This window comes from Bacillus yunxiaonensis (assembly GCF_037104695.1).
GTDB classification, from domain to species: Bacteria; Bacillota; Bacilli; order Bacillales; family Bacillaceae_G; genus Bacillus_A; species Bacillus_A yunxiaonensis.
In genome coordinates, this window is the sequence record NZ_JBAWSV010000001.1 from 60,277 (window position 1) to 84,571 (window position 24,295).

The 24,295-nt window shown below is 35.4% G+C and carries 28 protein-coding genes; 18 read left to right on the forward strand and 10 right to left on the reverse strand.

Annotated features, from left to right (window positions below):
* Nucleotides 1–48: 48 nt before the first annotated feature.
* The 5 genes from alr to WAX78_RS00350 all read left to right on the forward strand — a co-directional run bounded on the left by alr (nucleotide 49) and on the right by WAX78_RS00350 (nucleotide 6,537).
* A complete protein-coding gene (alr, locus tag WAX78_RS00330; RefSeq protein ID WP_336480339.1) occupies nucleotides 49–1,224 on the forward strand; it encodes an alanine racemase in 1,176 nt (391 codons plus the stop codon).
* Between the two features lie 758 nt (nucleotides 1,225–1,982).
* Complete coding sequence (locus WAX78_RS00335) at nucleotides 1,983–3,260, forward strand: NAD(P)/FAD-dependent oxidoreductase (protein WP_336480340.1); 1,278 nt, start codon at nucleotides 1,983–1,985, stop codon at nucleotides 3,258–3,260.
* 13 nt (nucleotides 3,261–3,273) lie between these two features.
* Nucleotides 3,274–4,746 (forward strand): aldehyde dehydrogenase family protein, encoded by a 1,473-nt coding sequence (locus WAX78_RS00340; RefSeq protein ID WP_336480341.1) that lies wholly within the window; start codon nucleotides 3,274–3,276, stop codon nucleotides 4,744–4,746.
* 45 nt (nucleotides 4,747–4,791) lie between these two features.
* Entirely contained in the window at nucleotides 4,792–6,210 is a 1,419-nt protein-coding gene (locus WAX78_RS00345; protein WP_336480342.1) for an MATE family efflux transporter, read from the forward strand.
* A gap of 45 nt (nucleotides 6,211–6,255) precedes the next feature.
* Nucleotides 6,256–6,537 carry a cupin domain-containing protein gene (locus WAX78_RS00350; RefSeq protein WP_336480343.1) on the forward strand — a complete coding sequence of 94 codons (282 nt, stop codon included), beginning with the start codon at nucleotides 6,256–6,258 and terminating at the stop codon, nucleotides 6,535–6,537.
* A 345-nt stretch (nucleotides 6,538–6,882) separates the two neighbouring features.
* Here WAX78_RS00350 and WAX78_RS00355 read toward each other — a convergent pair whose 3' ends face one another.
* The 4 genes from WAX78_RS00355 to WAX78_RS00370 form a co-directional block, all read right to left on the reverse strand.
* Nucleotides 6,883–7,437, reverse strand: a complete 555-nt coding sequence (locus WAX78_RS00355; protein ID WP_336480344.1) for a TetR/AcrR family transcriptional regulator — start codon at nucleotides 7,435–7,437, stop codon at nucleotides 6,883–6,885.
* 573 nt (nucleotides 7,438–8,010) lie between these two features.
* Complete coding sequence (locus WAX78_RS00360; RefSeq protein WP_336480345.1) at nucleotides 8,011–8,883, reverse strand: GNAT family N-acetyltransferase; 873 nt, start codon at nucleotides 8,881–8,883, stop codon at nucleotides 8,011–8,013.
* 16 nt (nucleotides 8,884–8,899) lie between these two features.
* Nucleotides 8,900–9,322, reverse strand: a complete 423-nt coding sequence (locus tag WAX78_RS00365) for a GNAT family N-acetyltransferase (RefSeq protein WP_336480346.1) — start codon at nucleotides 9,320–9,322, stop codon at nucleotides 8,900–8,902.
* Nucleotides 9,323–9,358: 36 nt separating this feature from the next.
* Entirely contained in the window at nucleotides 9,359–10,234 is an 876-nt protein-coding gene (locus tag WAX78_RS00370) for a phosphotransferase (protein WP_336481319.1), read from the reverse strand.
* Nucleotides 10,235–10,525: 291 nt separating this feature from the next.
* Here WAX78_RS00370 and WAX78_RS00375 point away from each other — a divergent pair, with 291 nt between their 5' ends.
* From WAX78_RS00375 to WAX78_RS00385, 3 genes are all read left to right on the forward strand, one after another.
* Nucleotides 10,526–10,891, forward strand: a complete 366-nt coding sequence (locus WAX78_RS00375) for an ArsR/SmtB family transcription factor (protein WP_336480347.1) — start codon at nucleotides 10,526–10,528, stop codon at nucleotides 10,889–10,891.
* The gene (locus WAX78_RS00380) at nucleotides 10,881–11,321 is read left to right on the forward strand and encodes a DNA mismatch repair protein (protein ID WP_336480348.1); all 441 of its coding nucleotides are present in this window, start codon (nucleotides 10,881–10,883) and stop codon (nucleotides 11,319–11,321) included. The genes WAX78_RS00375 and WAX78_RS00380 overlap by 11 nt, the downstream gene beginning before the upstream one ends.
* A gap of 69 nt (nucleotides 11,322–11,390) precedes the next feature.
* Nucleotides 11,391–13,133 (forward strand): SulP family inorganic anion transporter, encoded by a 1,743-nt coding sequence (locus WAX78_RS00385; RefSeq protein ID WP_336480349.1) that lies wholly within the window; start codon nucleotides 11,391–11,393, stop codon nucleotides 13,131–13,133.
* A gap of 91 nt (nucleotides 13,134–13,224) precedes the next feature.
* On the opposite strand, the gene pdxR is transcribed toward WAX78_RS00385, so the two are convergent.
* Nucleotides 13,225–14,619 (reverse strand): MocR-like pyridoxine biosynthesis transcription factor PdxR, encoded by a 1,395-nt coding sequence (pdxR, locus tag WAX78_RS00390; protein ID WP_336480350.1) that lies wholly within the window; start codon nucleotides 14,617–14,619, stop codon nucleotides 13,225–13,227.
* A gap of 129 nt (nucleotides 14,620–14,748) precedes the next feature.
* Here pdxR and WAX78_RS00395 point away from each other — a divergent pair, with 129 nt between their 5' ends.
* Nucleotides 14,749–15,180, forward strand: coding sequence for a GNAT family N-acetyltransferase (locus WAX78_RS00395; RefSeq protein ID WP_336480351.1), 432 nt, complete (start codon nucleotides 14,749–14,751; stop codon nucleotides 15,178–15,180).
* A gap of 44 nt (nucleotides 15,181–15,224) precedes the next feature.
* Here WAX78_RS00395 and WAX78_RS00400 read toward each other — a convergent pair whose 3' ends face one another.
* From WAX78_RS00400 to WAX78_RS00410, 3 genes are read right to left on the reverse strand one after another with little or no spacing between them, the layout of a single operon-like run.
* Nucleotides 15,225–15,845: a DUF1648 domain-containing protein gene (locus WAX78_RS00400; protein ID WP_336480352.1), complete on the reverse strand. Its 621-nt coding sequence runs from the start codon at nucleotides 15,843–15,845 to the stop codon at nucleotides 15,225–15,227.
* A 15-nt stretch (nucleotides 15,846–15,860) separates the two neighbouring features.
* Nucleotides 15,861–16,904 carry an ABC transporter permease subunit gene (locus WAX78_RS00405; RefSeq protein ID WP_336480353.1) on the reverse strand — a complete coding sequence of 348 codons (1,044 nt, stop codon included), beginning with the start codon at nucleotides 16,902–16,904 and terminating at the stop codon, nucleotides 15,861–15,863.
* A complete protein-coding gene (locus WAX78_RS00410) occupies nucleotides 16,901–17,800 on the reverse strand; it encodes an ABC transporter permease subunit (protein WP_336480354.1) in 900 nt (299 codons plus the stop codon). Before WAX78_RS00410 ends, WAX78_RS00405 begins: the two co-directional genes overlap by 4 nt.
* 232 nt (nucleotides 17,801–18,032) lie before the next feature.
* On the opposite strand from WAX78_RS00410, the gene WAX78_RS00415 reads away from it, so the two are divergent.
* From WAX78_RS00415 to WAX78_RS00435, 5 genes are read left to right on the forward strand one after another with little or no spacing between them, the layout of a single operon-like run.
* On the forward strand, nucleotides 18,033–18,599 hold the full coding sequence (locus WAX78_RS00415) for a GNAT family N-acetyltransferase (protein WP_336480355.1): 567 nt from the start codon (nucleotides 18,033–18,035) through the stop codon (nucleotides 18,597–18,599).
* 5 nt (nucleotides 18,600–18,604) lie between these two features.
* On the forward strand, nucleotides 18,605–19,156 hold the full coding sequence (locus tag WAX78_RS00420) for a 2'-5' RNA ligase family protein (RefSeq protein ID WP_336480356.1): 552 nt from the start codon (nucleotides 18,605–18,607) through the stop codon (nucleotides 19,154–19,156).
* The gene (locus tag WAX78_RS00425; protein ID WP_336480357.1) at nucleotides 19,153–19,638 is read left to right on the forward strand and encodes a GNAT family N-acetyltransferase; all 486 of its coding nucleotides are present in this window, start codon (nucleotides 19,153–19,155) and stop codon (nucleotides 19,636–19,638) included. The genes WAX78_RS00420 and WAX78_RS00425 overlap by 4 nt, the downstream gene beginning before the upstream one ends.
* A gap of 16 nt (nucleotides 19,639–19,654) precedes the next feature.
* Entirely contained in the window at nucleotides 19,655–20,098 is a 444-nt protein-coding gene (locus WAX78_RS00430) for a GNAT family N-acetyltransferase (RefSeq protein ID WP_336480358.1), read from the forward strand.
* 43 nt (nucleotides 20,099–20,141) lie between these two features.
* Nucleotides 20,142–20,435, forward strand: a complete 294-nt coding sequence (locus WAX78_RS00435) for an antibiotic biosynthesis monooxygenase family protein (RefSeq protein ID WP_336480359.1) — start codon at nucleotides 20,142–20,144, stop codon at nucleotides 20,433–20,435.
* Nucleotides 20,436–20,515: 80 nt separating this feature from the next.
* Here the strand turns inward: WAX78_RS00435 and WAX78_RS00440 are convergent, their stop codons facing one another.
* Nucleotides 20,516–21,301 (reverse strand): GNAT family N-acetyltransferase, encoded by a 786-nt coding sequence (locus WAX78_RS00440; RefSeq protein ID WP_336480360.1) that lies wholly within the window; start codon nucleotides 21,299–21,301, stop codon nucleotides 20,516–20,518.
* A gap of 134 nt (nucleotides 21,302–21,435) precedes the next feature.
* On the opposite strand from WAX78_RS00440, the gene ytfJ reads away from it, so the two are divergent.
* The 4 genes from ytfJ to WAX78_RS00460 all read left to right on the forward strand — a co-directional run bounded on the left by ytfJ (nucleotide 21,436) and on the right by WAX78_RS00460 (nucleotide 23,455).
* The gene (gene ytfJ, locus WAX78_RS00445; RefSeq protein ID WP_336480361.1) at nucleotides 21,436–21,861 is read left to right on the forward strand and encodes a GerW family sporulation protein; all 426 of its coding nucleotides are present in this window, start codon (nucleotides 21,436–21,438) and stop codon (nucleotides 21,859–21,861) included.
* A gap of 161 nt (nucleotides 21,862–22,022) precedes the next feature.
* Entirely contained in the window at nucleotides 22,023–22,799 is a 777-nt protein-coding gene (locus WAX78_RS00450) for an oxalate:formate antiporter (RefSeq protein WP_336480362.1), read from the forward strand.
* A gap of 52 nt (nucleotides 22,800–22,851) precedes the next feature.
* A complete protein-coding gene (locus WAX78_RS00455; protein WP_336480363.1) occupies nucleotides 22,852–23,172 on the forward strand; it encodes a hypothetical protein in 321 nt (106 codons plus the stop codon).
* A 73-nt stretch (nucleotides 23,173–23,245) separates the two neighbouring features.
* Nucleotides 23,246–23,455, forward strand: coding sequence for a hypothetical protein (locus WAX78_RS00460; protein ID WP_336480364.1), 210 nt, complete (start codon nucleotides 23,246–23,248; stop codon nucleotides 23,453–23,455).
* Nucleotides 23,456–23,593: 138 nt separating this feature from the next.
* On the opposite strand, the gene WAX78_RS00465 is transcribed toward WAX78_RS00460, so the two are convergent.
* Nucleotides 23,594–24,100, reverse strand: coding sequence for a hypothetical protein (locus WAX78_RS00465; protein WP_336480365.1), 507 nt, complete (start codon nucleotides 24,098–24,100; stop codon nucleotides 23,594–23,596).
* Between the last annotated feature and the right edge of the window lie 195 nt (nucleotides 24,101–24,295).

The following is a 24,295-nucleotide window of genomic DNA, read 5'->3' on the forward strand; positions in this document are numbered from 1 at the left end:
CTATTGAATGATAAATAGAATGGAATTATTGAGTTAGGAGTTAGAATAATGATTTCAAGATACGGAAGAAATACAATTATTGAAATTAATTTAGATGCTGTAAAACATAATGTAAGAGAATATAAAAAACGTGTAAGCGATGAAAATATTGCAATGATGGCAGCAGTAAAAGCGAATGGATATGGTCATGGGGCTATTGAAATTGCAAAAGCAGCGATTAAAGCTGGAGTAAGTCATCTTGCTGTTGCTTTTATAGATGAAGGAATTGAACTGCGTGAAGCAGGAATTACTGTACCAATTTTAATTTTAGGTTATACGCCGGAAGAAGCTGTAGAAGATACAATTGAATACGATATTATGATGACGGTATATCGGACTGAGGATTTAAGAAATATTGACCGCATAGCGGAACGTCTGCAAAAGAAGGCACGTATTCAAATTAAAGTTGATACAGGTATGAGTAGAATTGGCTTACAAGAAGAAGAAGTGACACCGTTTCTTCAAGAATTGAAAGAAATGAAACATGTGGAAGTAGAAGGAATGTTTACACATTACTCAACTGCTGATGAAGTAGATAAAGCATATACTTTTATGCAAAAAGATTTATTTGAGAAGGCAGTAAATACTGCAAAAGATATGGGGATTCATTTGCCGCTCATTCATAGCTCCAATAGTGCAGGAACAATGGAGCTAGATAACGAATTTCAAAACATGGTTCGAATTGGAATAGGGGTATATGGAATGTATCCATCAAAAGAAGTGGACCATAAAACAGTTTCACTTCAACCAGTTTTAACATTAAAGTCAAAAGTAGCCCATGTGAAACATGCGAAAAAAGGGCGTGGTGTAAGTTATGGTAATACTTACGTTACGACAGGTGATGAATGGATTGCCACGATTCCAATTGGATATGCAGATGGATTTAGCCGTCAATTATCAAATAAAGGATATGCGCTAGTTAATGGTGTAAAAGTACCTATTATTGGGCGGGTTTGTATGGATCAACTCATGCTTGATGTGACGAAAGCTATGCCTTTGCATGTTGGAGATGAGGTTGTCTTTTATGGTAAACAAGGTAATGAAGAGATTACAGTAGAAGAGATTGCTGATATGTTAGGGACAATTAACTATGAAGTAACGTGTATGTTAGACCGAAGAATTCCACGTGTATACAAAGAAGATGGTAAAATCGTTGAAGTTGTAAATCCATTAAGAAGAAAGTAAAAAGAAGAATTACTCTGTAAAATATATAACATAAAATAGATAATTATTATTACAGAGTCAAGGTAATTTATATAATGTTACACATTATATAAATACGGGTACACCACTTAAAGAAAGTGGTGTACTTTTTTAATTTACAGACCTCTGCATAACCTCATTTACAACAACATCCCGAACGAAAAATCTATTTATAGCAACAATTACTTTAGCTATAACGATAACGTATTCTGTATTTCCGATCTATTTAAAGGTGATTAGAGGAAAGTATATGCAGTGAAAGAATTGGCATCTACTTTAGGAAAACTCGGGGAGACCATAAAGAATGGCTACGTTCTGGCAAATTTTTTACAGCATTCCGTAATAGCGATAAAGAAGGTTGGAGAATTCCAGGGAGCGACCTATATGAAACTGTCAAAAAAATAGCTTGTACTACGATTACTCATAGCAGAGAAATATATTGCCAAAAACAATCTTTTCCATACTGGCCACGTCCCTTTTTTAGAGTCATAGTATCAGTATGGAAAAGATTTATAGATTACTTGAACCATGCTTGAAAAAATTATTGAATAATTCTGTATTTTCAGTATAATTAACAAGTAACTATAATAACATTTTTAGTTACAAGGGTTATGCCGCTTGATTTCTAATAGAGGATTACCCGTAAATCAAGTAGTAGAAAAAATTTTTGTACACCTTTGTATTCGGTATCCCTCGCTAAAATGTTTCTTTCAAATAAATAGGAAGAAGGAAGTGATAAGATGAATCAAATGAATACACTCTCTCTATGGAAAGCGACTGCAAATAGCTATGAGAAAGGAACAACTCTAGAAGGAAATGAAGAGGCTGATGTTGTCATTATTGGCGCTGGTTTCACAGGTCTTTCCTCTGCTTATCATTTGCAAAAGTTAGGAAAGAATGTCATTGTCTTAGAGCAAGAAACGATTGGATACGGCGCCAGCGGTCGTAACGGTGGGATGGTATTGCCAGGCTATAAGCCAACGATGCAGCAGCTTGCCAAAAAGTATGGTTCCGACGAGGCTAGACAGCTAAACGATCTCTCCTTGTTTGGCATTGAACTGGTAAAAAAAATTATTGACGAACATCAAATCAACTGCGACTTTAGAAAGACGGGTCACATTGTAGCGGCTTACAAAGCAAAGCATTTTGAAGAATTGAAACTTGAAAGCGCATACTTAAACAAAAATTTCGGGTACGAATCAAGAGTGCTTGATCGAAGTCAATTGCATCAAGAAATCGATTCCCCAGTTTATCATGGCTGCTTAGTCGACGACGCGAGTTACTCGTTCCAGCCACTGAATTATGCAATTGGTTTAGGAGAAGCAGCTAAATCGATCGGTGCAAGAATCTTTGAGCATTCTAAAGCATTATCCATCGAGTACGGTCAACATAGTGTGAAAGTTGAAACAGAAAAAGGTTCTGTTATTGCGAAAGACATTATTGTGGCGACAGATGGTTACTCTGGAAAAATCATGAATGAACTGAACAAAGGTGTACTGCCAATTTCGGCACGTATTATTGCAACTGAACCGCTTCCGGAGTCATTGTTGAATATTGTCATTCCTAAAGATCGCATGGTTTTTGATACAAGTAGTTTTCTTTACTATTTCCGTCGTACACCAGATAATCGAATCGTATTTGGCGGTGGCGATATTCGTCCAAACCTAGATGATGGCGTGTATCAAAAAGTTTACGATGCCATGGTAAACTTGATGCCGAAGCTGGCAGGAAGCAAAATTGAATACCGTTGGGGTGGATTTATCGGGGTTACAATTGATACATTCCCGGTTATCGGAAGATCTAAAGAAGGCGCATATTTCGCAACAGGTTATACGGGCCACGGCGCTTCTCTCTCAACGTTGTTTGGTAAGTTATTGGCACAATGGATTGTTACGGGGAGTGCAGGTGGATATCGATTTGAAAAGGAACGCCTGAAATCATTCCCGTTCCATAATCAGAAAACTATGCTTGTAAATTTAGCGCATATTGGTTTCAAACTGCATGATATTTTTGCGTAAAGGAGAGGTAATTGTGAAAATTAACATGTTCATTGATGGGAAATGGGTAAAAGCGTTATCCGGTGCTAGAAGAAACGTTATGAATCCTGCAACTGGAGAGGTGATCGCAACGTCTGCTGATGGATCAGAAGATGATGCAAAGGTGGCAATTAAGGCGGCTCGCAAAGCGTTTGACAGCGGGATTTGGTCGGATTTATCGGCTGATGAAAGAGCTGAATATCTCTATAAGATTGCAGATCGTCTTGAAGAGAAGGCGGCTGAAATTGCACATTTGGAAACTGCAAATAACGGTAAGGTTATACGTGCAACAACTTATGTGGATATTCCGGTGTCGATTCAATGCTTCCGCTATTATGCTGACTTGATCAAAGGCATGAAAAAAGAATCTTACACGCGTGATGATTCTTCGGAAACAATTATTATTCATGAGCCGATTGGTGTTTGTGGGCTTATTGTCCCTTGGAACTTCCCACTTATGTTAGCTGTTTGGCAAATTGCTCCTGCACTCGCTGCTGGAAATACAATTGTAATTAAGCCTGCGGAGGTCACTCCTGTAAGCGTATTTAAATTATTTGAAATTATTGAGGAAGTCGGGCTTCCGGTCGGAGTGGCAAACTTGGTATTGGGACCTGGATCAAAAGTTGGAAATGAGCTTGCCGAGAGCCATGATGTTGATAAGATTGCCTTTACAGGCGGAACAAAAACAGGCCAAAGCATTATGCGCGCAGCTGCGGGAAATATGAAAAAAATTACACTTGAATTGGGAGGTAAATCTCCACTTATTGTGTTCGACGATGTGGATTTTGAAACTGCAGTCGAGAATGCGATGTTCGGTATTTTCCATAATGCTGGGCAAGTTTGTTCCGCTGCATCCCGTCTGCTTGTACAAGAGACAATTTACGATAAGTTTGTTGAAAGATTGGCTGAGCGTGCAAGCAAAATTGTAGTTGGCAACGGGGAAAGCGAGAACATTGAAATGGGAGCGCTTACGAACGAAGCTCATATGAATGACGTTTTACATTACATCAAGAGTGGAATCGAAGAAGGTGCAAAATTAGTTTGTGGTGGTAAGCGCTTAACAGAAAATGGGCTTGATCGAGGATTTTTTATTGCACCAACGATCTTTGCTGATGTAAACACGAATATGCGTATTGTTAAGGAAGAGATTTTTGGTCCAGTCCTTGTTGTGCAGAAATTTAAAGATGAGGAAGATGCAATTCAAAAAGCGAATGATTCCATTTATGGATTAGCTGGTGCTGTATTTACTGAAGACATGGATCGAGCAAAACGTGTCATTAGTAAATTGCGTGCGGGAATTACTTGGATCAATAGTTATCACCTTGCTTATGTTGAAGGGCCTTGGGGGGGATATAAGCAAAGTGGAATCGGCCGAGCGTTAGGTACTGTTGGGCTGGAGCACTTTATGGAAATGAAGCAAATCAATATCCACCAACATGCTAAGCCTGTAGGGTGGTATGCGAATTAATTTGGCTTAACTTGCTGTATAAACTATTTTTAGGAGGGCATGAGTATGGAAATAGCAGGAAACCGTCCCTCACCAAAGAAAGAAACAGCAGAAATTATGAATAAGTCAGTAAATGATTCAGCACTGGGAACCAAAAGTATTCCTTTACTATATTTACGGTTTGCTTTGGCAGGAATTATGGCGAATGCGATTCTTGGAGTGGTATCGATTGTTGATGGCTATTTCGTCAGCGGCTTTCAGGAGCTGGAAGTGGAAGGAATCGGAATTGGATTTACAATCATGGTTATTACCCGTATGCTTGGCGTTCTTTTTGGTATAGGAGCCGGAGCGGTCATTTCGCTTCGGCTTGGAAAAGGGAAAATCGAAGAAGCTAGGAGCATTATGGGACAAACTTTATGGTTTACTCTTTTCATCTCCACTTTGCTAGCTGTACTTGGATTGGTCTTTGAAAATCAAATCATGACTTTATTCGGAGCAAGTCAGGATGCACTTCCATATGCGGTGAAATATAGCCGACTATTGTGGATTTCATTGCCAATAACGATATTGGCGGTTGTACTAAGTATTTTTACCAATATCGATGAAAAACCTGTATTATCAATGAACAGTTGGTTAGTTGCAGCGGTTGTTGCCGGAATTACAGAATGGATTATGGTAGTGAAATATGACATGGGCATGATGGGTTCCTCGTGGGCGAATACAATTTCACAATCGATCCCTGCTTTACTAATCTTTTATTTTTGGTTCGGTAAAACAAAGCTTAAGCCAAAAATAAAGGATATGATGATTGATCTCAAGACAATTGGTGAGGTGGCTTGGACAGGATTTGCATCTTTTTCGAGTCAGTTCATGATGTTTTTTGCCATTATTATCTTCAACAACTTACTGCAAAGCTACGGTGGTGGGCTGCACGTTGCCGCTTTCACGATTCAAAACGGTTATATTACAAATCTGCTCGCCTTAGCAGCACTCGGTGGGATGACGGGACTTCAACCGATCATTAGTTATAATTACGGTGCGGGCAATCTTGATCGTGTTAAACAAGCAATTAAGATTGGACTCATGTTTACGGTTGCTTTCTTTTTGATTGCGACTGCTTTACTAATCATTTTTGCAGATCCGATTGTATCATTTTTTTCCGGCGGTAATCCTGAATTGCAGAAACTGGGCATTTGGACGACAGTTGTATTCAACTCTTTGTTTATGCTTAATGCAGTCAGCTTACTTATATCCGGTTATTTCGAATCCCAAGAAAGAAACTGGACCGCAACGTTTATTAATGTTAGCAAAATGCTGTTGTTCTTGTTCCCGTTTCTATTTATTTTCCCGAAATTCTGGGGTGTAGAAGGTATATGGTACGCAGGTCCTGCTGCAGAAATTCCGGGCATTCTCATTGCCATATACTTTATGAAAAAAGAGTTCAAACGTTTAAAAGATACGAATGTTAAGACAGTACGTTTATAGAATCTATTCCTTCAAATTTACCTATAAGAAAGGGAGAAGATGATAATGTTTTTTGCGAAAAAAATTACAGATGAAGAAGCACAACAATTAGGTGTTGACACTTGGGAAGCATGGGTAGGCGAACCTAATAAAGGAACTTGGCATGTAGAAGAGCAGGAAGTTTTCTATGTGATAGACGGTGAGGTGTTTATTACTGTTGATGGAGAAAGGTATCATATTACAAAGGACTGGGTTGTTTCTCTGGCTAAAGATCTTGTTTGTGAATGGGATTGCCCAGAATTTTTGAAAAAGAATTATAAAATGAACCATGAGATCAATTTGAAATAATGTGAAATTAGGAGCGCATCTGATTATCACAGCCGTATACTTTGCCTGGTTTATGATAACAGCGCCGTATCTAATCTTGGATCATATGCGATTGTAGCTTACTTTACGTTAATAAAATTTCAGAATATTGGAACTATTATAAGGTGTTTTCTAATAAATATAAATCAAAAGCCGACATTGTTATCCCGAGTAATGCTGTTTTTTACAGGCATTGCATATAAGCCCATCCCAGCTTATATCGCTATTACAAGAAAAAGAATGGTAAGCGAGACGCAAGAAGGCCACTTTATAAAGAAAAAACGAAAAGGAACAAATGTTCCTTTTCGTTTTTTAATTAGACCACTATTATGATTTATTTTTGACTAAGCCGAACAATAATACGTCTACGATAGATGAGAGGGCTTCTGGTAAGGTAATATTATTTTCCATATAAAAATTTCGATCAAAGACAGAATTTGTAGCATCTATGATCAGCTTTACAGCAAGTGTTGTATTGATTTCAATGAGTTCACCCTGCTGTATACCTTCTTCGAGTAACAAGCGCAGAGCTTCCCACTCGTTCAAAGCGTTATTCACTTTTGTCCATTGCTCTGGGTAATAGCGCTTCATTTGTTCCAACACTTTGAAGTCGTAAAACTCAAAATTGGGCAACACAGTACAAATCTGTCTGATTTTTTCAATCAGGCTTAAAGATGTATTATTCATAATTTGTTCTGTTTTTTCATCGAACTCTGATAACGATTGATCAATGATTAATTCTAAAATTTCAACTTTTGAAGAAAAATGTTGATAAAGGTATCGTTTGTTTACACCAATGCGTTTTGCTAGATCATCCATTGTGAACTTCATACCTTTATCATGAATCTCTTCAATAAAAGCTTTTATAATGCGTTCTCTCATTCCCGGTACTCCTTAAATTAGAAATTTGCTGAAAAGGTTATCTAAACTAAGTTACTCAACTTTCGTACCTTGAAAATTATTTTAGCCCTTGTCTGTGTCTGTGCCATATTCTCTATTGGGACATTTCCCTTATTGACACATAACACCTTTCTTTTTAGCAGGGGGGGAAGGAAACAAACTCCCAATTAAAAACGGAAAGGTACATATCTTCCATGATACAGCACAACTCCCTGTCCGAAAAGGCACTTAACCTGACTATTTCAAGTATTTTCAATCTATAACACAGCCTTTATGCTCTGCATTTTTAAAGAGTTTCATTGTATTATATTTTTCACAACTTTATTATTCGCGAACATCAATAAAAATGTTGTAGGAAATGAAAATATTTGTGGTACAAAAAAAGGATAGAACATACAGAATTTTTCTGCTTGTATCTATCCTCTTTTTTCTTTATATAATGTGTAACATTATATATGTATTCATGGTGAAACAAAGATAGATTCAAATTTTTTGAATCTAAATAAAAGTTATGCATTCTTCTTTTTTATGTAACTGAAAATGGTTACTTCTGAACTATTTGTTAATCAAATCATAGTAATGATAGCTTGCAGTAATTTCAAAACCACAGTGCTTATAGAGTTGCAAAGCATTCTCATTTTTTGTTTCTACCTCTAGTGTAATGTTTCTTTTTCCTTCTTCTAATAATCGCTGTACAGTAGTTTGTAACATGTTTGTTCCAATTCCTCTACCTTGATAAGAAGGATCTACAGCAAAGCCGGAGATAGATGTGACCTCTTCCTCATGAGAAACGGTTATCGTTCCTACTGCTTCGTGATTGAAAAGAGCCATGTAAAGCTGACGGTTAGGTGCTGATATTGTCTTATGTAACCATGTTATATTATCTTGTAAGGAATCGTTAAAAGCTTTACTTGCAATTTTAGCGATACTCGGCAATTCCTCAGTAGTAGCTGGTACAAGGTGAATTGTATTCTTTCTATTTATAAAAGAAGTTGAATTTTTTTTAAATCGCATAGAGTATTCACTAAACGAAATTTGTAATCCAAAAGATTTAGCAAAGGCGTTTCCACTTGTAGAAGCAGCATTTACAATGAATAATAGTTCATTTATGTTGCGATTTTTTATTTCGTCAAAAGCTGCATTTAGAAGGTTACTACATATTTTTTGCCTTCGAAATGAAGGATGGACCATTCCTATTAATTCAAGTTTAGTAGGTCTTTCAAATTCATACATACTTATAAAACCAACTAATTTGTCGTCTTGGTAATAAAGAAAATCATTCACCTGATCTTTATTTCTTGTTTGGAGTACATCTACATATAAAGAAGGCTTATACTCCAGCCCATCGATATGTTCACAGTATGTTGCTAAATCAATGATTTGTTGTATGTCTTCTGAGGTTAATATACTCTTTTTTTTTATCGTCAAAGAATCACTCTCCATTTCATACTAGTAATCTTTTCTGTAAGTAATAGTGTGTATGTCCTTTTGGGAAGTCTTCTACAACACCATATACTTCATAGCCATGTTTCTTATAAAATTCGGGTGCTTGAAAGCTAAATGTATCAAGTTTAATAAGGTTACAATGGTTTTCTTTCGCTGTTCGTTCAGCTTCTAATAGAAGTTTACTACCATAACCTTTATGGCGCAGACTATCACTGACCCATAAAATATTGACGTGTAAGCATTGCCAAAATATATTCCCTATTAAACCAGCTACTATTTCTTCATTATCATTTTTTACTGTTAAACAGACATCTTTAACAAGTGATTTCTCACTGCCTGAAACTTGTGAATGATTGAATGCGATTAATTGTTTTCTAATATAATCGCTGTCCTTTTGACTCCATTTGTTTTGAATTTGCATTTTGTATTCTCCTCCTTATATTGTGTTATTTGATAATTAAAAGAAAGATGGGTGTTCCATCCACTCGTCTAGGTCCACACTTCCTTGAACAGAAAGTAAACGATATAAATATCGATATGGTTCTCTGCATTGTGTCAAGCTTGGAAGAGGGGAGATAGTCTCATAGCCTTTTCGAAATGCTGCAGCTTCTGTTTTTGTAAATAAATATTCTAATCCAATCAAATCAAATTCTCGCGGTCCGATAGCGTAAGCTTCTGTATCTACAAGTCCGGTAATTTTTTGCCCATCTGTTAAAAATTGTGTTGGATCCATATCGATAAGAACGAATGATGCTTCTTCTGGGGTAGGAAGAGACGCAGTTTGAGAAATAAATTTTTTTAACCTGTTACGAATTTTTTGATTATGTGAGTGAAATCGCTCTATAAGTTCGGTGCTAGTTTGTATCATATGTTGATGAAAGCTATGTAACGGAATTTGATGTGTTCTAGATGGATTGCCAACATAGTTTGTTTTGTATTGATGAATTTCAGCTAATTCTTTTCCAAAGTTATATAGTAAAGAGTCAGGCTGATTGAAGAAGGATTGCAGCATTTGTCCTTCTAGTTTTTCAACGACAATGTACTCACGATCTAGTACATACTTACGTAACACTTTAGGAATAGGAAGAGCTGTATATTGCCCGAGTGTATGATTGACAATTTCTAGATTATGAACAGATCGTGGGTCAATTCCGAATAATTGTTTACATCCCCACCAAAAATCATTATTTGGTTCTTGTTCTAATTTAGAAGAACGAACGATGACTTCTTCATCTTTTGTTTTTACAAGCCATACATCGCTTGCATGGTCTTCGTAGCCAGGATGTAATTCTTCTATATGTAAGATAGGAGAAGAAAACATCGTTTGTAGCATCATATCGTATATGGACTCCTTTTTCGGAAAATTCATTCAAAATCATTATATAATATTTATAGGTAAAATAGGGATATTTTAGGTGGGTAAGTGATGGAGCAGAATAGAAAAAGTGCTGTAAACAGATGAAATACATCGTTTACAGCACTTTTTTGCTTTTTTGTTAACATTTCAAGATTTGTATTGAAAATTGTAAACCCTAGAAGTATCATATACATATTCAAACATTTGAAGATGTATATGATACTTCTAGAGTATGTAAAATTAATAATAAGTAATGGAGGTGTTTGAATGGGTGGGGAAATGCAACAATTTAAGGCTGATTTTTTTAAAGCCTTATCACATCCATTGCGAATTCGTATTCTCGAATTGCTGTCAGAGGGGGAAAAAAGTGTAAATGAAATTCAAAGCATTCTTAACAAGGAGGGCTCTGCGGTTTCTCAACAGTTAAGTGTATTACGTGCAAAAAATATTGTTGTTGGTACCAAAGATGGAAAACGAGTTTTATATTCTCTTCGTGATCCAATGATTATGAATTTATTAGAAGTTGCAAGGAAAATTTTTAATAACCATTTGATTGATACGATTTCAATGTTAGAAGAACTGGATGAAACTGACGGTGAAACGATAGCTAAGGAGACACAGGTTGAGTATTGAGGTTAAGAAAGAAGTTGTTATCCAACACGGAATTGAAATATTTCGTTCAATAGGAGCTCATCACGTTTGTGATGTTTGTATTACAAGTGGGAATTCTTGTTGTTTTTCATGCCAACATTTACAAGATGGGGTTGGATGTCAAAAAAGGAATACAGCCTGTACAGCTTGGTTATGCGGATTTCAAAGTTTTTTATTTGATCAAATAGGATTACTGGATGAATGGAATCGTTTTTGGAGCGAAATTCCAGGGCAGATGTTTCGTAGAGATATGACTCCAGAGAAGGTATCGATTACAGCACTTATAAATACACAGAAGCTAGATAGCCGAGATGGAGAATTTCTAGCAGAAAGGTTGAAAATCTACGTGCAAGAAGGCGGAGATATAGGTAAGTTAGAACGTCATTTGAACAGAACGTATAGTAAATATTAAGTTGATGTTCTCTAAAAAAAGATAAAGTTTGCAATTCAAATTTATTAAAAATAGAAAAGAAGGGTTTGTATGAAAGGGTTATTTACGGGAAGATTTGAAGGATACTCATTGGGACATTTCCAAAAGGATCTTCTTTCAGGAACGATTGTCGGGGTTGTTGCGATTCCACTTGCTATGTCTTTTGCTATCGCTTCTGGGGTGAAACCAGAGTATGGGATTTATACAACATGTATTGCTGGGATTCTCACCTCGCTATTTGGTGGTTCAAAATATCAAATTGGAGGACCGACAGGTGCTTTTGTTCCGATTCTATTAGGCATTGTAATTACTTATGGATATGAAAATTTACTACTGGCGGGTTTATTAGCTGGAATACTCTTATGCCTTATGGGAATTTTTAAACTAGGATCTTTAATTAAGTTTATTCCACGTCCTGTAACAGTTGGTTTTACATCAGGTATTGCTGTTACTATTTTTACGGGACAAATTGCTGGATTTTTGGGGCTGACAGGTATAAAAAAGCATGAGGCATTTATAGCAAATTTAAAGGAAATCTTTATCCATATTGATACCATCAATATTTATAGTATTATAACTGCTTTGATTTGCCTTTTTGTGATATTGATAACACCAAAAATTTTGCCCAAAGTTCCTGGTTCATTAGTAGGTATTGTTATTTCAACTGTAATTGCAACGGTATTTTTCTCAGGTCATGTACCTACGATCGGTACAGCATATGGTACGATTCCGAATACGCTTCCTCAGTTTCATATTCCAAAAATCACGTTAGATCGTATAGAACAATTAATTGGTCCTGCATTTGTTATTGCCATGTTGGGTAGTATTGAATCTCTTTTATCCGCTGTCGTGGCAGATGGTATGACAAATAGTAAGCATAACAGTAACAAGGAGCTTATCGGTCAAGGAATTGCTAATATTGTTACACCGTTATTTGGAGGAATTCCGGCAACTGGAGCGATTGCCCGAACAGCAACTAACATTAAGAGTGGGGCTACTTCTCCTATGTCAGGTATTATTCATGGGGTGCTTGTTTTACTAACGCTTTTACTGTTAGCTCCATCTGCTTCACATATTCCACTGGCTAGTATGGCGCCCATTTTAATGGTAGTAGCTTGGAATATGAGTGAACAAAAACATTTTGCTCACATCCTTAAAATGAAAACAGGAGATTCTCTTGTATTACTTGTAACATTTTTGTTTACTGTGTTTACTAGTTTGACAACAGCTGTAGAAATCGGTCTTGTTTTAGCTATTATTTTATTTACAAAACGTATGAGTAACATGCTTGTTATATCTAAAGTGCTTCCTGATCATACAAGAAAGAACGAAAAGTTGCTGCCACATGTGGTGAATAAAACGCATGATTGTCCACAAATTAGTATTTATACAATAGAAGGTCCGTTATTCTTTGGAGCTGCTCAAACGTTTGAACAAAACATTTTAGCAACTATTCATTATAAACCAAAAGTATTAATTTTACGTATGGGAAAGGTTCCTTTTATTGATACAACAGGAGAATCTTATTTTAGGAATATTGTTCATCATTTTAAAAAACAAGGTGGAGTACTTCTTGTTTCAGGAATCAAAGCTGAGTTAAAAGCAACTTTAGATAAAAATGGTTTGTATGCTGAAATTGGAGAAAAGAACTTTTTTGAACATACAGGAGAAGCTATTACTTATGCTTTAGAACAGTTGGATACAAAAAAATGTATAGGTTGTAAACATTTTGCTTTTCATGAATGTACTCAGCTTTCTCATCAATCTCAACCAGTCAGTGCGTTAGATTATTAAAAAGTAAACATTTATTTTAAGATAATAAGAAATAAAAAAGTGCTGTAAACAGATAAAATACATCGTTTACAGCACTTTTTGTGTATGTTACTTAAAACCAAGCTTTCTTCAATAATTGGATGGCAAAGGTAATATCGTTTGTTGATAATCCACCAAACCCCATCAATACGTAAGATTCCTTCTGTAAATCATTTACTGCATCATATAGGGATAATGGATATACTTTCACACCTTTTACAGCAGCCTTATCAATAAGCTCATGTTCATTCATTCCGTTATGAACATGCAATACAATATGAAGTCCCGACTGGGAACCTATGATATCGACGAGAGGGCTCATTTCTTGTTGAATTGTATGTACTAATAATTGATGTTTCTTTTTATATACAGTGCGAATTCGGTTCAAGTGTCGATTCCAATAACCTTCTCTCATAAATGTTGCAAACGTGAGTTGTTGTATTTTTGAAACAGTTTGTTTGAAGATGGTACCATGGTGTTGATAAACTTCTAGCAAAGGTTGTGGAAGAACCATATAACTCATTCGGAGTGAAGGCAAAAATGACTTCGAAAATGTTCCCATGTAAATGACACGTCCATTTGTATCTAATCCTTGTAAGGAAGGGATAGGTTTTCCTGTGTAACGAAATTCACCGTCATAATCATCTTCTATAATATAGCTATCAGTTTCACTAGCCCATTTGAGTAGCTCCATTCGACGGGAAAGTGGCATAATCATTCCGTATGGAAATTGATGAGAAGGTGTTACATATACAACATCAGCATTACATTTATATAAAGAAGAAATGTGAATCCCTTTTTCATCTAGAGAAATGGGCTGTATATGTAATCCGCAGCTTTGCATGACAGCTCTTACTCTGTGAAAACCCGGATTTTCCATTGCATATGTGTACTCATTCCCAAGTAATTGTAAAAGTAACCAAAGAAGCGGTTGTGTACCTGCTCCAATAATAATTTGTTCTGGAGTAGAATGCACACCACGTGCTTGATACAGGTAACGAGAAATTTCAGAGCGAAGCTGCCATTCACCTTGTGGGTCTTCTTTTGTAAATAAATCATTCTCATATTCTAGGAGGCAATTACTAGTTATCTTTTTCCAAGTTGACGATGGAAAAGAGGGTATATCAATGCTTCCATGACTGAAATCATAACGTAAACTCTCTCGAACAGGTTTCTCTTCATCTACAATATGTTTATTGTTTGTTGTTCGGATCATATCGTAATCTGCGTCAGCAACAAATAAACCTCGTTTTTGTTTGCTTTCTACATACCCTTCAGCTATTAATTGCTGATATGCATATTCCACTGTATTACGGCTTACACCAAGCTGCAAAGATAAATTGCGGTGAGATGGAAGACGACTACCGACTTCGATATTCCCTTGTAAGATTTCTTGTTTTATATAGTTATAAATTTGTATGTAAAGCGGTGTCTTACTTTCTGAATCTAAAGGGATGATCAATTCCATTGGCATCTTCCTTTCAAACTGCCCCTATAAAAAAGAATAAAACTGCCACTTACAAAAGGGGCATCTGCTTTTTATAATAACAATCATAAAACATTTTGAATTTTTTATAAATAATTGGAGGGAAAGAATATGAATACACGTGTACAAGAGGTAAAAACAGAACAAGAATTTTGTAAGGTGTTACCGGTATTACAGCAGTTGCGGCCCACACTTTCTCAAGAAGAAGCACAGTCTCTTTTAGAAAGAATGAAAGAAGAAAATTATCGTTTATTTGCTTTATATAATAGTGAGGGAGAAGTAGTGAGTTTAGCAGGAACGGCAATTTGTACAAATTTTTATAATAAGAAACATGTCTTTGTATATGATCTTGTTACAGCGGAAGCACATCGTTCAAAAGGACATGGAGAAAAACTACTATCGTATATTGAGGGGTGGGGGAAAGAGAATGATTGTACTTGTGTCGTATTAACTTCAGCATTTCCAAGAATAGATGCGCACCGTTTTTATGAAAGAGAAGGATATGAAAAGGTGAGTTATGCATTTCATAAGGAAATAAAATAAAGCAGAGGATAGTCTTCTGCTTTATTTCATACAAATCGTTTGTTTTATAGAGAAGAAGACTGCTTTTGATCTTTTATAAATAAATATATCGTACTGCCAGTGACTACAACTGTCATAATGATAATTGTTCCAAGGAGAGCATAATGTATGAGAGAAGAAGGGAATACAAATGGTGAAATACCGATGCATAAACCTGTTAACATAATAGAAACACCACATATTTTTTGTGACTTTTTCTCCAGCATCTTGCTATTCCATTGATAGGACATAGTAGAACTTTTTGCATCAACCTTTGTGATGAAATAGCCGATCAAAATGAAAAGTAGTCCGGTAGCAGAGAGAATGAGTTGTTCATGAGGAAGATTGTAACCAAGCGCAAGTAGAGAGAGAGTCATGTCGGTAAAGAAAAGGAACAGTAATACTGCATTCCCAATCCATTTGAAAAAACGCGCATTTTCCATCATTTGTGACAAACCTTCAAATAAAAAAGCGATAAAGCATGATAAAAGAATAGCGATTGTTACATGTGTTCCTTTTGTCAGAGTAGAAGTGGGATTCCCGTTAAAATCCCACTTTGTTACAACTTCCGGCGGCAAGAAAAAATATAGAATGATGTTTGTCGTAATAATCATACATAGCAAAATTACACTGAATTTATTTTTCATAATAATCCCTTCTTTTTACATATTTGCAGAAGAACGATAAGGATGTTCTTTTTTATTAGCGAAGGTGAAGGAGTGTCTATGTTGTACAGATGTTTGTTTGTCTGTGTTTATTGAGATCTCAGCTATTTGTTGTTCTCTTTTAGCTAGTGCATCTTGAATACCATTTGTCATCATTTTAATTATTAAAATAGTAAGGAAAAATGCAGCCAGTGTACTAAGAACGATCCAGCTAGAGACATTAATTTGATAATAATTTAAACCAATAAGTCCAGCCCAGTCATTTGAGAGTGAGATAGGTTTAGAAGTCCCTTCGGATACTGGTTTTTCTTGAACCCCACCGATAAGCAATCCCAATAATGCTAAATGAATAATGAGTAGAAGAGTTTGTATTATATGTTGCATAAATAATAGAAAGAGACGTTCACTGAGCAAAACACGTAAATGTTTACGAATAATATGAAAACGGTTTGCCCCCATTATTTGTGAACTGATTATATATTCTTGTTTCATAAATTCATCAACTTCAGCGGAAATATATAATGTTAATGTAGGGACAGCAACGAAAATTAAAACGGCTGCTTGATAAAAGACAAGCTGTATGTTGGGTTCTAATCGATCAGCGTTTGATGTCACATTCATTAAAGCCGGAAAAATAAGGATAGAAGCGATGAAAACAGTTGGTACGTAATAAAATACCTCTGTAAAGGCTTGTATAAAATTTTTTAGCTTTTTTGCATATAAACTTAATATAATGCCGAAAAAGGTACTACATACAATGCGTAGTATACTAATCACAATTGCAAATAAAATTGTAAACTTCGCCCCATCCAATATTTGATAAAAAATAGATTCTCCAAAAGCATCAGAACCAAGCGGTGGCATTTGCTTTGGTGAAAATGGAGAAGATGCAATTAATTCACCTTCTTTATTGTATAGAAGGCGCATTGGTTTTAATGTATCTTCTTTAAAGTACCAACTATAAACAAAGCTAGCGATAATAAAGACAGTGAGATAAATAAATCCGATTAAAAAGCGCTTTGATTTCCAAATGGATTTCATGCTATTTCTCCTTTCATTTGTGCTTGCCATTTCTTCATAGAGTTAGAACTGATTTGGGATAGTACATAAAATGGCAGCAAAATCATAATAAGCACGACGAAAGTGACAGTTGGAAAACGCTGTACTTGTATTAAAAATTTTATAATCCCATGCATATGAAATACGTACTCTAATACAAATAAATTCGAGAGTAAAAATACAAAAATTGTTTTTGAATGATGGAATAAATGGATAACGATATTTTTAAACAAATGAACGCGCATAATATATCCAGCTGAAAAGCCTTTCCCGTAAGCGACTTCAACATATGGCTTTACCTCTTCCTCCTTAATATATAGAATCATCATGCGAAACATTTGTAACGTTGGTAGAATAGCTAGACAAAAAATCGGTAATAAGTAAGCGCGGTTATCACTAAATGTCATAATTTCTATCGGTTTATTACCGGTTGTCCGTAAAACCCACATAAAAAATACTTGTAATCCAATCATAATCATTACATCAGGAACGGCTTCTAATAAGAAAACGATTTTATCGATCTTATCTTTTAGTTGTTTCGAAGATAAGAAATATACGTACGAAATACCTGTTGCAATAAATAAGGCGAGAAAGAAAGCTGCAAATAAAATAGCAAATGAGTATGTATACGGTTCAAATACAGTTGGAAATAGAGGGATTGTTCTTGTACCGCTCAGAGAAATTTGTTCGAATGAAAGAGATTGTAATAAAGATAGTTCCTTTAATGTGCCGCCTACATGATTTATAAATTGAAATGGTTCAAATGAAATGCTTTTTTCTTTCATATTGGTGAATAAAAACGGAGCATTTATTAAACAGAGTATAGTTATAAAAGTAGCTAGTAATTGAAATAGAATGTGAGATATCTTCCTTAGCATAAAATCCCTCCCCAAAAAACATTTTTACAATAGTATACAAAATAATCGGTTGTTTGTTTTGATTTTTCAGAAAAAACATTATAATAGATAGAACTAGTAAAGAAATATAGTATCTTTTTAGTTCCCTTTAATGATAGACAATGGTGTCTCGTACTATCTTTGATAGTTCAGATTACACAGTATATTGCTACATGGTAATTGAAGGATGAGAAAGCAAGCATAGGAGGCAGTTATGAAACAACTTTATGTAAAAGGGGAAAAAATAGCTATTAGAATGATAGAAGAAGAGGATTTATTTCCGCTTTGGCAAGAAATATATAAAGAGGAAAAACCAGAATGGAAAAGGTGGGACGCACCGTATTTTCCTTTTGTAAGACAAGAATTTTCGGTATTTCAAGAAAGAATACATTCTAAGCTCGAGAAAGACCCGTATTCACAGCTCATCATCGAAAAAGATAGTGAAATCATAGGAATCGTAACATATTACTGGGAGCATGAGCCTTCACGTTGGTTAGAGATTGGCATTACTATTTACAATCCAACATATTGGAATGGAGGTTATGGTACAGAAGCTTTACGTATGTACATTGACTTTCTATTCCAACATATGACGATTGGAAGGGTTGGTTTGACAACATGGTCAGGAAATAGTCGCATGATGAAAGTTGCTGAGAAGCTTGGCATGCAATTAGAAGGAAGAATGAGAAAATGCCGTTATTATAATGGAGAATATTACGATTCGATTCGGATGGGGATGATCCGTGAGGAATGGGAAGAAATGAAAGCACCGAGGAGATGAGCAGTTTGTACGCAGTTATTGTAACGTTTGATAAAATATTTGCAACACACATATATAAGAAGTGGGATGAATTAAGTGATTTGTCACCTTATATAAACAATATTGAAGGAATGGAACCACATATTACATTAGCAGATTATAAGCAGCTTGATGTTCAGACATTTAAGCAAGAGCTGCATCACTTTTCAAAGCGTATGAAAGCTATTGAAATTGAATTTTCTCATATAGGTGGTTTCCCGGCAAATGGAACGGTGTTTTATGCACCGACGACAACAACAAACCTGAAACAGTTTCATACAAACTATCATGAATATTTTAGTTGTTTTCAAGATAATACAGATTCCTATTATGTACCAGATAAATGGGTTCCACATTGTACAATAGCAAGTAGACTAACGGAAATACAATTAGGACAAGCTTTTCAACATGTATGCGAGAAATTTGAAGCGATGAGAGCAGCAGTAGATTGTATTAAATTAATCCAAGTCGTATATGAAGATGGAATGTGTGTGAAGTGTAACATATTAGCAGAGTATAGATTGGGGGAGTCTTTATGAATTTTGTCATTCGTGAAATGAAAGAAGAAGATATTCCATCTGTACAACATGTGGCCAAGACTTCTTGGAATGATACATATAAAGACATTATTCCGGTACCGGTGCAAGAGAAGTTTTTACAGCATGCTTATTCTCATGACATGATGAGCCACCGTTTACAACATTCACACTTATTTGTAGGAGAAGTAGAGGGGAAAGTTGTTGGATTTGCAAATTTTTCACCGATAAAGCATCAATATGAAACGGAGTTAGGGGCAATTTACTTATTGCCTGAATATCAAGGTAGTGGTATGGGAACAGCGTTGTTGCGTAAAGGAATTACAACATTAGAAGGTGTTAAGAAGATATATATTAACGTAGAAACAGAGAATAAAAAAGGGAAAGCATTTTATAATGCAAAGGGGTTTGCAGTGGTAGATGCGTTCGTGGAAGACTTTGATGGTTATATGTTAAAAACACTCAGAATGGTATTGCATGTTTAACAGGGGAGAGAATCGTATGATCCAAAGAGCAACTGAAAGCGATACGGAAAAAATTTTAGTTCATGCGGCCGAGTCTTTATATGAAGGGACTATGAAGACAAGTAAGTTTAGCCAAGAGAAAGTACTAGAAATTACGGTGCCGCTTTTAGAAAAAGGAGCATTTTATCTTGTTATAAAACAGGATGATATTTTGAATGGATGGATATTGATTGGAAGCAATAAAGACTATTTTTCTGGAGAAGTAATAGGTTTCATTTATGAATTGTATGTGTTGCCTTCTTATCGTGGTCAAGATCTTTCACGCCAACTTATGAGAGCAGCAATTGATGAACTAAATAAGCTAGGCTATTCGGAAATTCGTTTAAACGTGTTTGCAGGAAATTTTGCGAAAGAGTTGTATAAAGAGATGGGCTTCGTTGAGCGGCAAATTGTTATGAGCTTGAAACGTGAGGGTATGTAATTTGTGAATTCTAGTGTGAAATAAAAGTAAAAGGATGAGAGTTATGATATTAGAAGCAGCAATGCTCCAAGTGAAACGCGGGTTGGAGAATGAATTTGAAAATGCCTTTCAAGAGGCTTCTGCCATTATTTCTTCTATGAAAGGTTACCAAGGTCATACACTTCATAAATGTATAGAAGCTCAAGGGAAATATCTTCTATTAGTGAACTGGGAGACGTTAGAAGATCATACGGAAGGGTTTCGGAAATCGAGTGAATATGAAGAATGGAAAAAGAGATTGCATCATTTTTATGAGCCGTTTCCAGTTGTTGAGCATTTTCAACATGTGGAATCGTGAGAGAAGAAAGTATAATTGTAATAAAATGAAGCTGCCATCAGTGGGAAATGAAGATATTTTACGCTGATGGCAGTTTCACTTTAGCGATACATCGTCCAAGTTCCAATGTCCTCAAAGCCTAATCGTTTATAAATTCGCCCAGCAGCAGGGTTGCTGTAGAATAAACAAAGTGTTCTTCCTTCAGCAATAAAATCTTGAATCATTTTACTTATGATTTGAGAAGCATATCCTTTTCCGCGGTGATTTGAGTGTGTGCATACACCTACAACCATAGCAGATAATGAATTTTCCGCAGATGTGGACGCGCACGCGATAATTTCTCCGTTTTCTTCTATGTAATATGTCCGTCCAGTGTTTGTTTCAATTGCTTGGCGAAGGAGTTTACCTGCATTGTTTGCCATCTTAAATTCAGTAATTTGTTTTCGTAAATGCATAATACGATCCACATCTTCAACCGTTGCCATTTTTATGTTTTCTTTATTTATATTTTTTACGAACTGTTTCTCGGTTGTACATTCACAAAAGTATGTATGGATTTTTTTACCAAGATTTAGGTTATCTAGATTTTCAAATTGTTCCACAACCTCTGATTTTCCAGAGAGTTTAATGTAGTCATGGTTAGTAAATTGATCAATAAACGCTTCTGGCTGGAATGAATCTTGAGCATAAGCAATAAAGGAATCATGGAAGCGCAATAAGACACCTTGTAATTCATTTTCTATCGTAAACTGTCCCCATAATTCTTGGAAATCTTGATCATATCCAAATGCCTCAATATCACCAATTAAGAATAAATTGAATGCAGCTTCTTTCTTTAAAAAAGAAAGTACTTGTTGGTGCTCTTGTTTTGCTAATTTTCGAATCATGTTTGCCGCAACCCCTTTTTGTTTGTATTTTCTAAATATTAGTACGTGTTATTTTAAAAATCAACGAAAAATTTATGTTTAGTTCACAATGTTTAGGAAAAACTAGGAAAGATATGAAAAAGGAGGTTAGAACGATGGATCATCCAATTCAAGGGCTAATGAAAGCTGCTATGGAAAATTTAAAAGAAATGGTTGATGTAAATACAATTGTTGGTGAACCTGTTCAAACAGCAGATGGCGGTGTTGTTTTAACTGTTTCAAAAGTAGCATTTGGTTTTGGTGCAGGTGGATCAGATTTTTCCACAAATGACGTGCAAAAGGCACAAAGTCATCCTGCATTTGGTGGTGGTAGTGCAGGGGGAGTTTCTATTACACCGGTGGCCTTTCTCGTTGTGAATAAGGATGGTGTAAATATTCTTCATTTGCAAAATGCAACGCACTTGGCAGAGAAAGTAATTGAACTTGCACCGCAAACAATTGATAAGATTCAGTCGATCTTTCAAAATAATAAAAAACAGGATAGTTCGCATTATCCACAAAATCCAGATGAAATTGTATGAAAAATGCCTGTTTATAAGCAGGCATTTTTTCTTGTAATGGTGATGTAATAAAACTCATAAAAATGTAAATAGTTTTTATAGTTTTTTCTATGTTTCTAAAAATTTTCGTGATAAAATATCCTATAGTATTGAAACATATAAAACGAAGGTGGCTAGGTGCTTTGTCTGGAGGATCTGACCAAATCAAAAATATGATTTACATTAATGGTAATCGTCGCAATCATTGTTTTATCACATCTGGAATTACTTTTGAGGAGTTTGCAAGCAATATTCCTTCACCGCTTCATCAAGTCCTGCTTTTAAAGCATAGTTTTGAATGGACTGATTTAAATTATCATACCTTATTTGAATATGCAGAAGAAGAGAACATACATAAATTAATTGCAGCAGATGTTGAAGAGTTTGAAGAATTTTGCTGGGTTGATTTTGATGATGTAAATGACTTGGATGAATTAGAGCCAAAAGAAATTGCAGAATTGCTATATTTGGCGCACAAAAAGGAACCGCTTGGGAAGGCTTTTTTTCCACTTTTGAAAAATAGGTTCGTTTATCTTTCTCATGATGATGGCTGGTATAATAAAGTATATTATCGAAGAATGCAAGACTTTGTTGGAATGCTTACTAAGGTAATTCCTTATAAAATTGGCTCATTTGGAAAAAAACGATTCGCATTCTTTCAAAAATCGAAAATCTATCCAGCAATTTCAAAAGAGGTTATTCTCGAACTTCTGCCATTTATGGAAGATGGTTTATACTTGGACTTAGCAGGAAAAATAGAATCAAGACGTGGCTTAGAGATTCCTGTTTATGTCATTGGCTCGTATGAAAGTACAAATGAAGTTCTAGATGGTTTAGAAGATTTGAAAAGTGAAGCTTCTAAAACTGGATGGCTTATCTTTGATAAGAAAGAACAAGAGTGGCAGTGGATAATGAATTAAGGGAACTTGGCGATATACGTCAAGTTTTCTTTCTTTTTGGAAAGGAGACAAAATGGAGAAGACTTTCACAATAGTAGGTATTAGTAGTATTATATTTGTAGCAATTTTATTATTAACTTGTCCGAAAGAAGCGGATTTTCAAAAACATTTAGAAGATGAATATTCAATTGTATGTAATGAAGTGAGTTTTAATTGTACACAGAAAAAAGATAATAAAGAAGAGAAACTGGAGTTTGTTAGTAGTGATGTTCAAAACCGAGTATTCTTTATGAAAATAGAACAAACCTTTCAAACAGAAACAGGAAAAAAGAAGACGTATAGTGCCATTGGAATATTGGGGATGTTCCTCTTTTCCTCTGAAAAGACTTTCTAATGTTTAGAAGGTCTTTTTTTTATACTCTTCTTCATATAGTTATGGTAAGACAGGCTTTGGGGAGGAGATTATTTTGCAAAAGACTTGTATGGTTTGTGGAGGCGAAGATTTTTTTTCGTCCACTTTATATGCCCGTACAAAACAAGATTGGGCATATGCTCCGAATATGTATCGCTTTGAAAAAGTATTTATTGAACAGCGAGATGAGGAGAACTATCCTGTGTTTCAAGAAATTACCGCTTATCATTGCAGTGGTTGCGGTTATGTGATGTTATTTCGTTAATAAGCAGGGATACAACAAATGCATCCATTTGTTGTATCCCCATACGTAAAAGGTAGTAAGCTTTCATCTCAGTATTCTAAGAAAAGAAGATAGGTATAGGTGAAGGCTTTTTATCAGTGGGAATGAGTATATTATTCTTTAAGAAATGAAAAGTTTAGGTCCACCATCAGAAGGTTGTTGTTTTGAGTTGAAACCTTTGGAAAATGCTTCTATCTGGCCACTATTCATTCTTTTGTTTAATCCTATAGCATCTTTTGAGCCACCAACTGAAAATTGTTGTTTCGTATTGGAATTTTCAATTTCCGAATTTGTACCACCGCCGCTTGCTACTTGAGTAGCGGATGAATTAGAATCGTTCCCTCCTGCACAATTAATCTGATTATTAAGAATGATGATAATTTCTTCTTCACAGCATGTTTTATGGTTTTCATGTGGTTCGTACTGGGTGCCTTCTATGCCTTCATTTTTGGCTTTTCCTTCAGCACTGCTTCGACCTGAGCCACTTGCTAGCTGTGTAGTATTTGGTGTATTAGTGAACTGGTTGTTAATAACAATTACAACTTTTAGCTTCTCATGTATAGAATGTTCAACGATAGTTTGCTGTCCGTCTTGCTCAACAGAGGCATCTACTTGTTTATTTTCCAAACTGCTATAACAACTCCTTTTTTAATAAATTATATGTAACCTGATGGCATCTGAAATGGACAATCCTCTAAGTTTAGAATGAATAATTTACTCAATTATAAAACGTAATAATGAAGGTGATAGATTTGCAAGCTAAAAAAGAAGTGAAGATTCACTCCTTTTTTAGCTTGCAAATATTTTTTGTTTTAGTTCTTT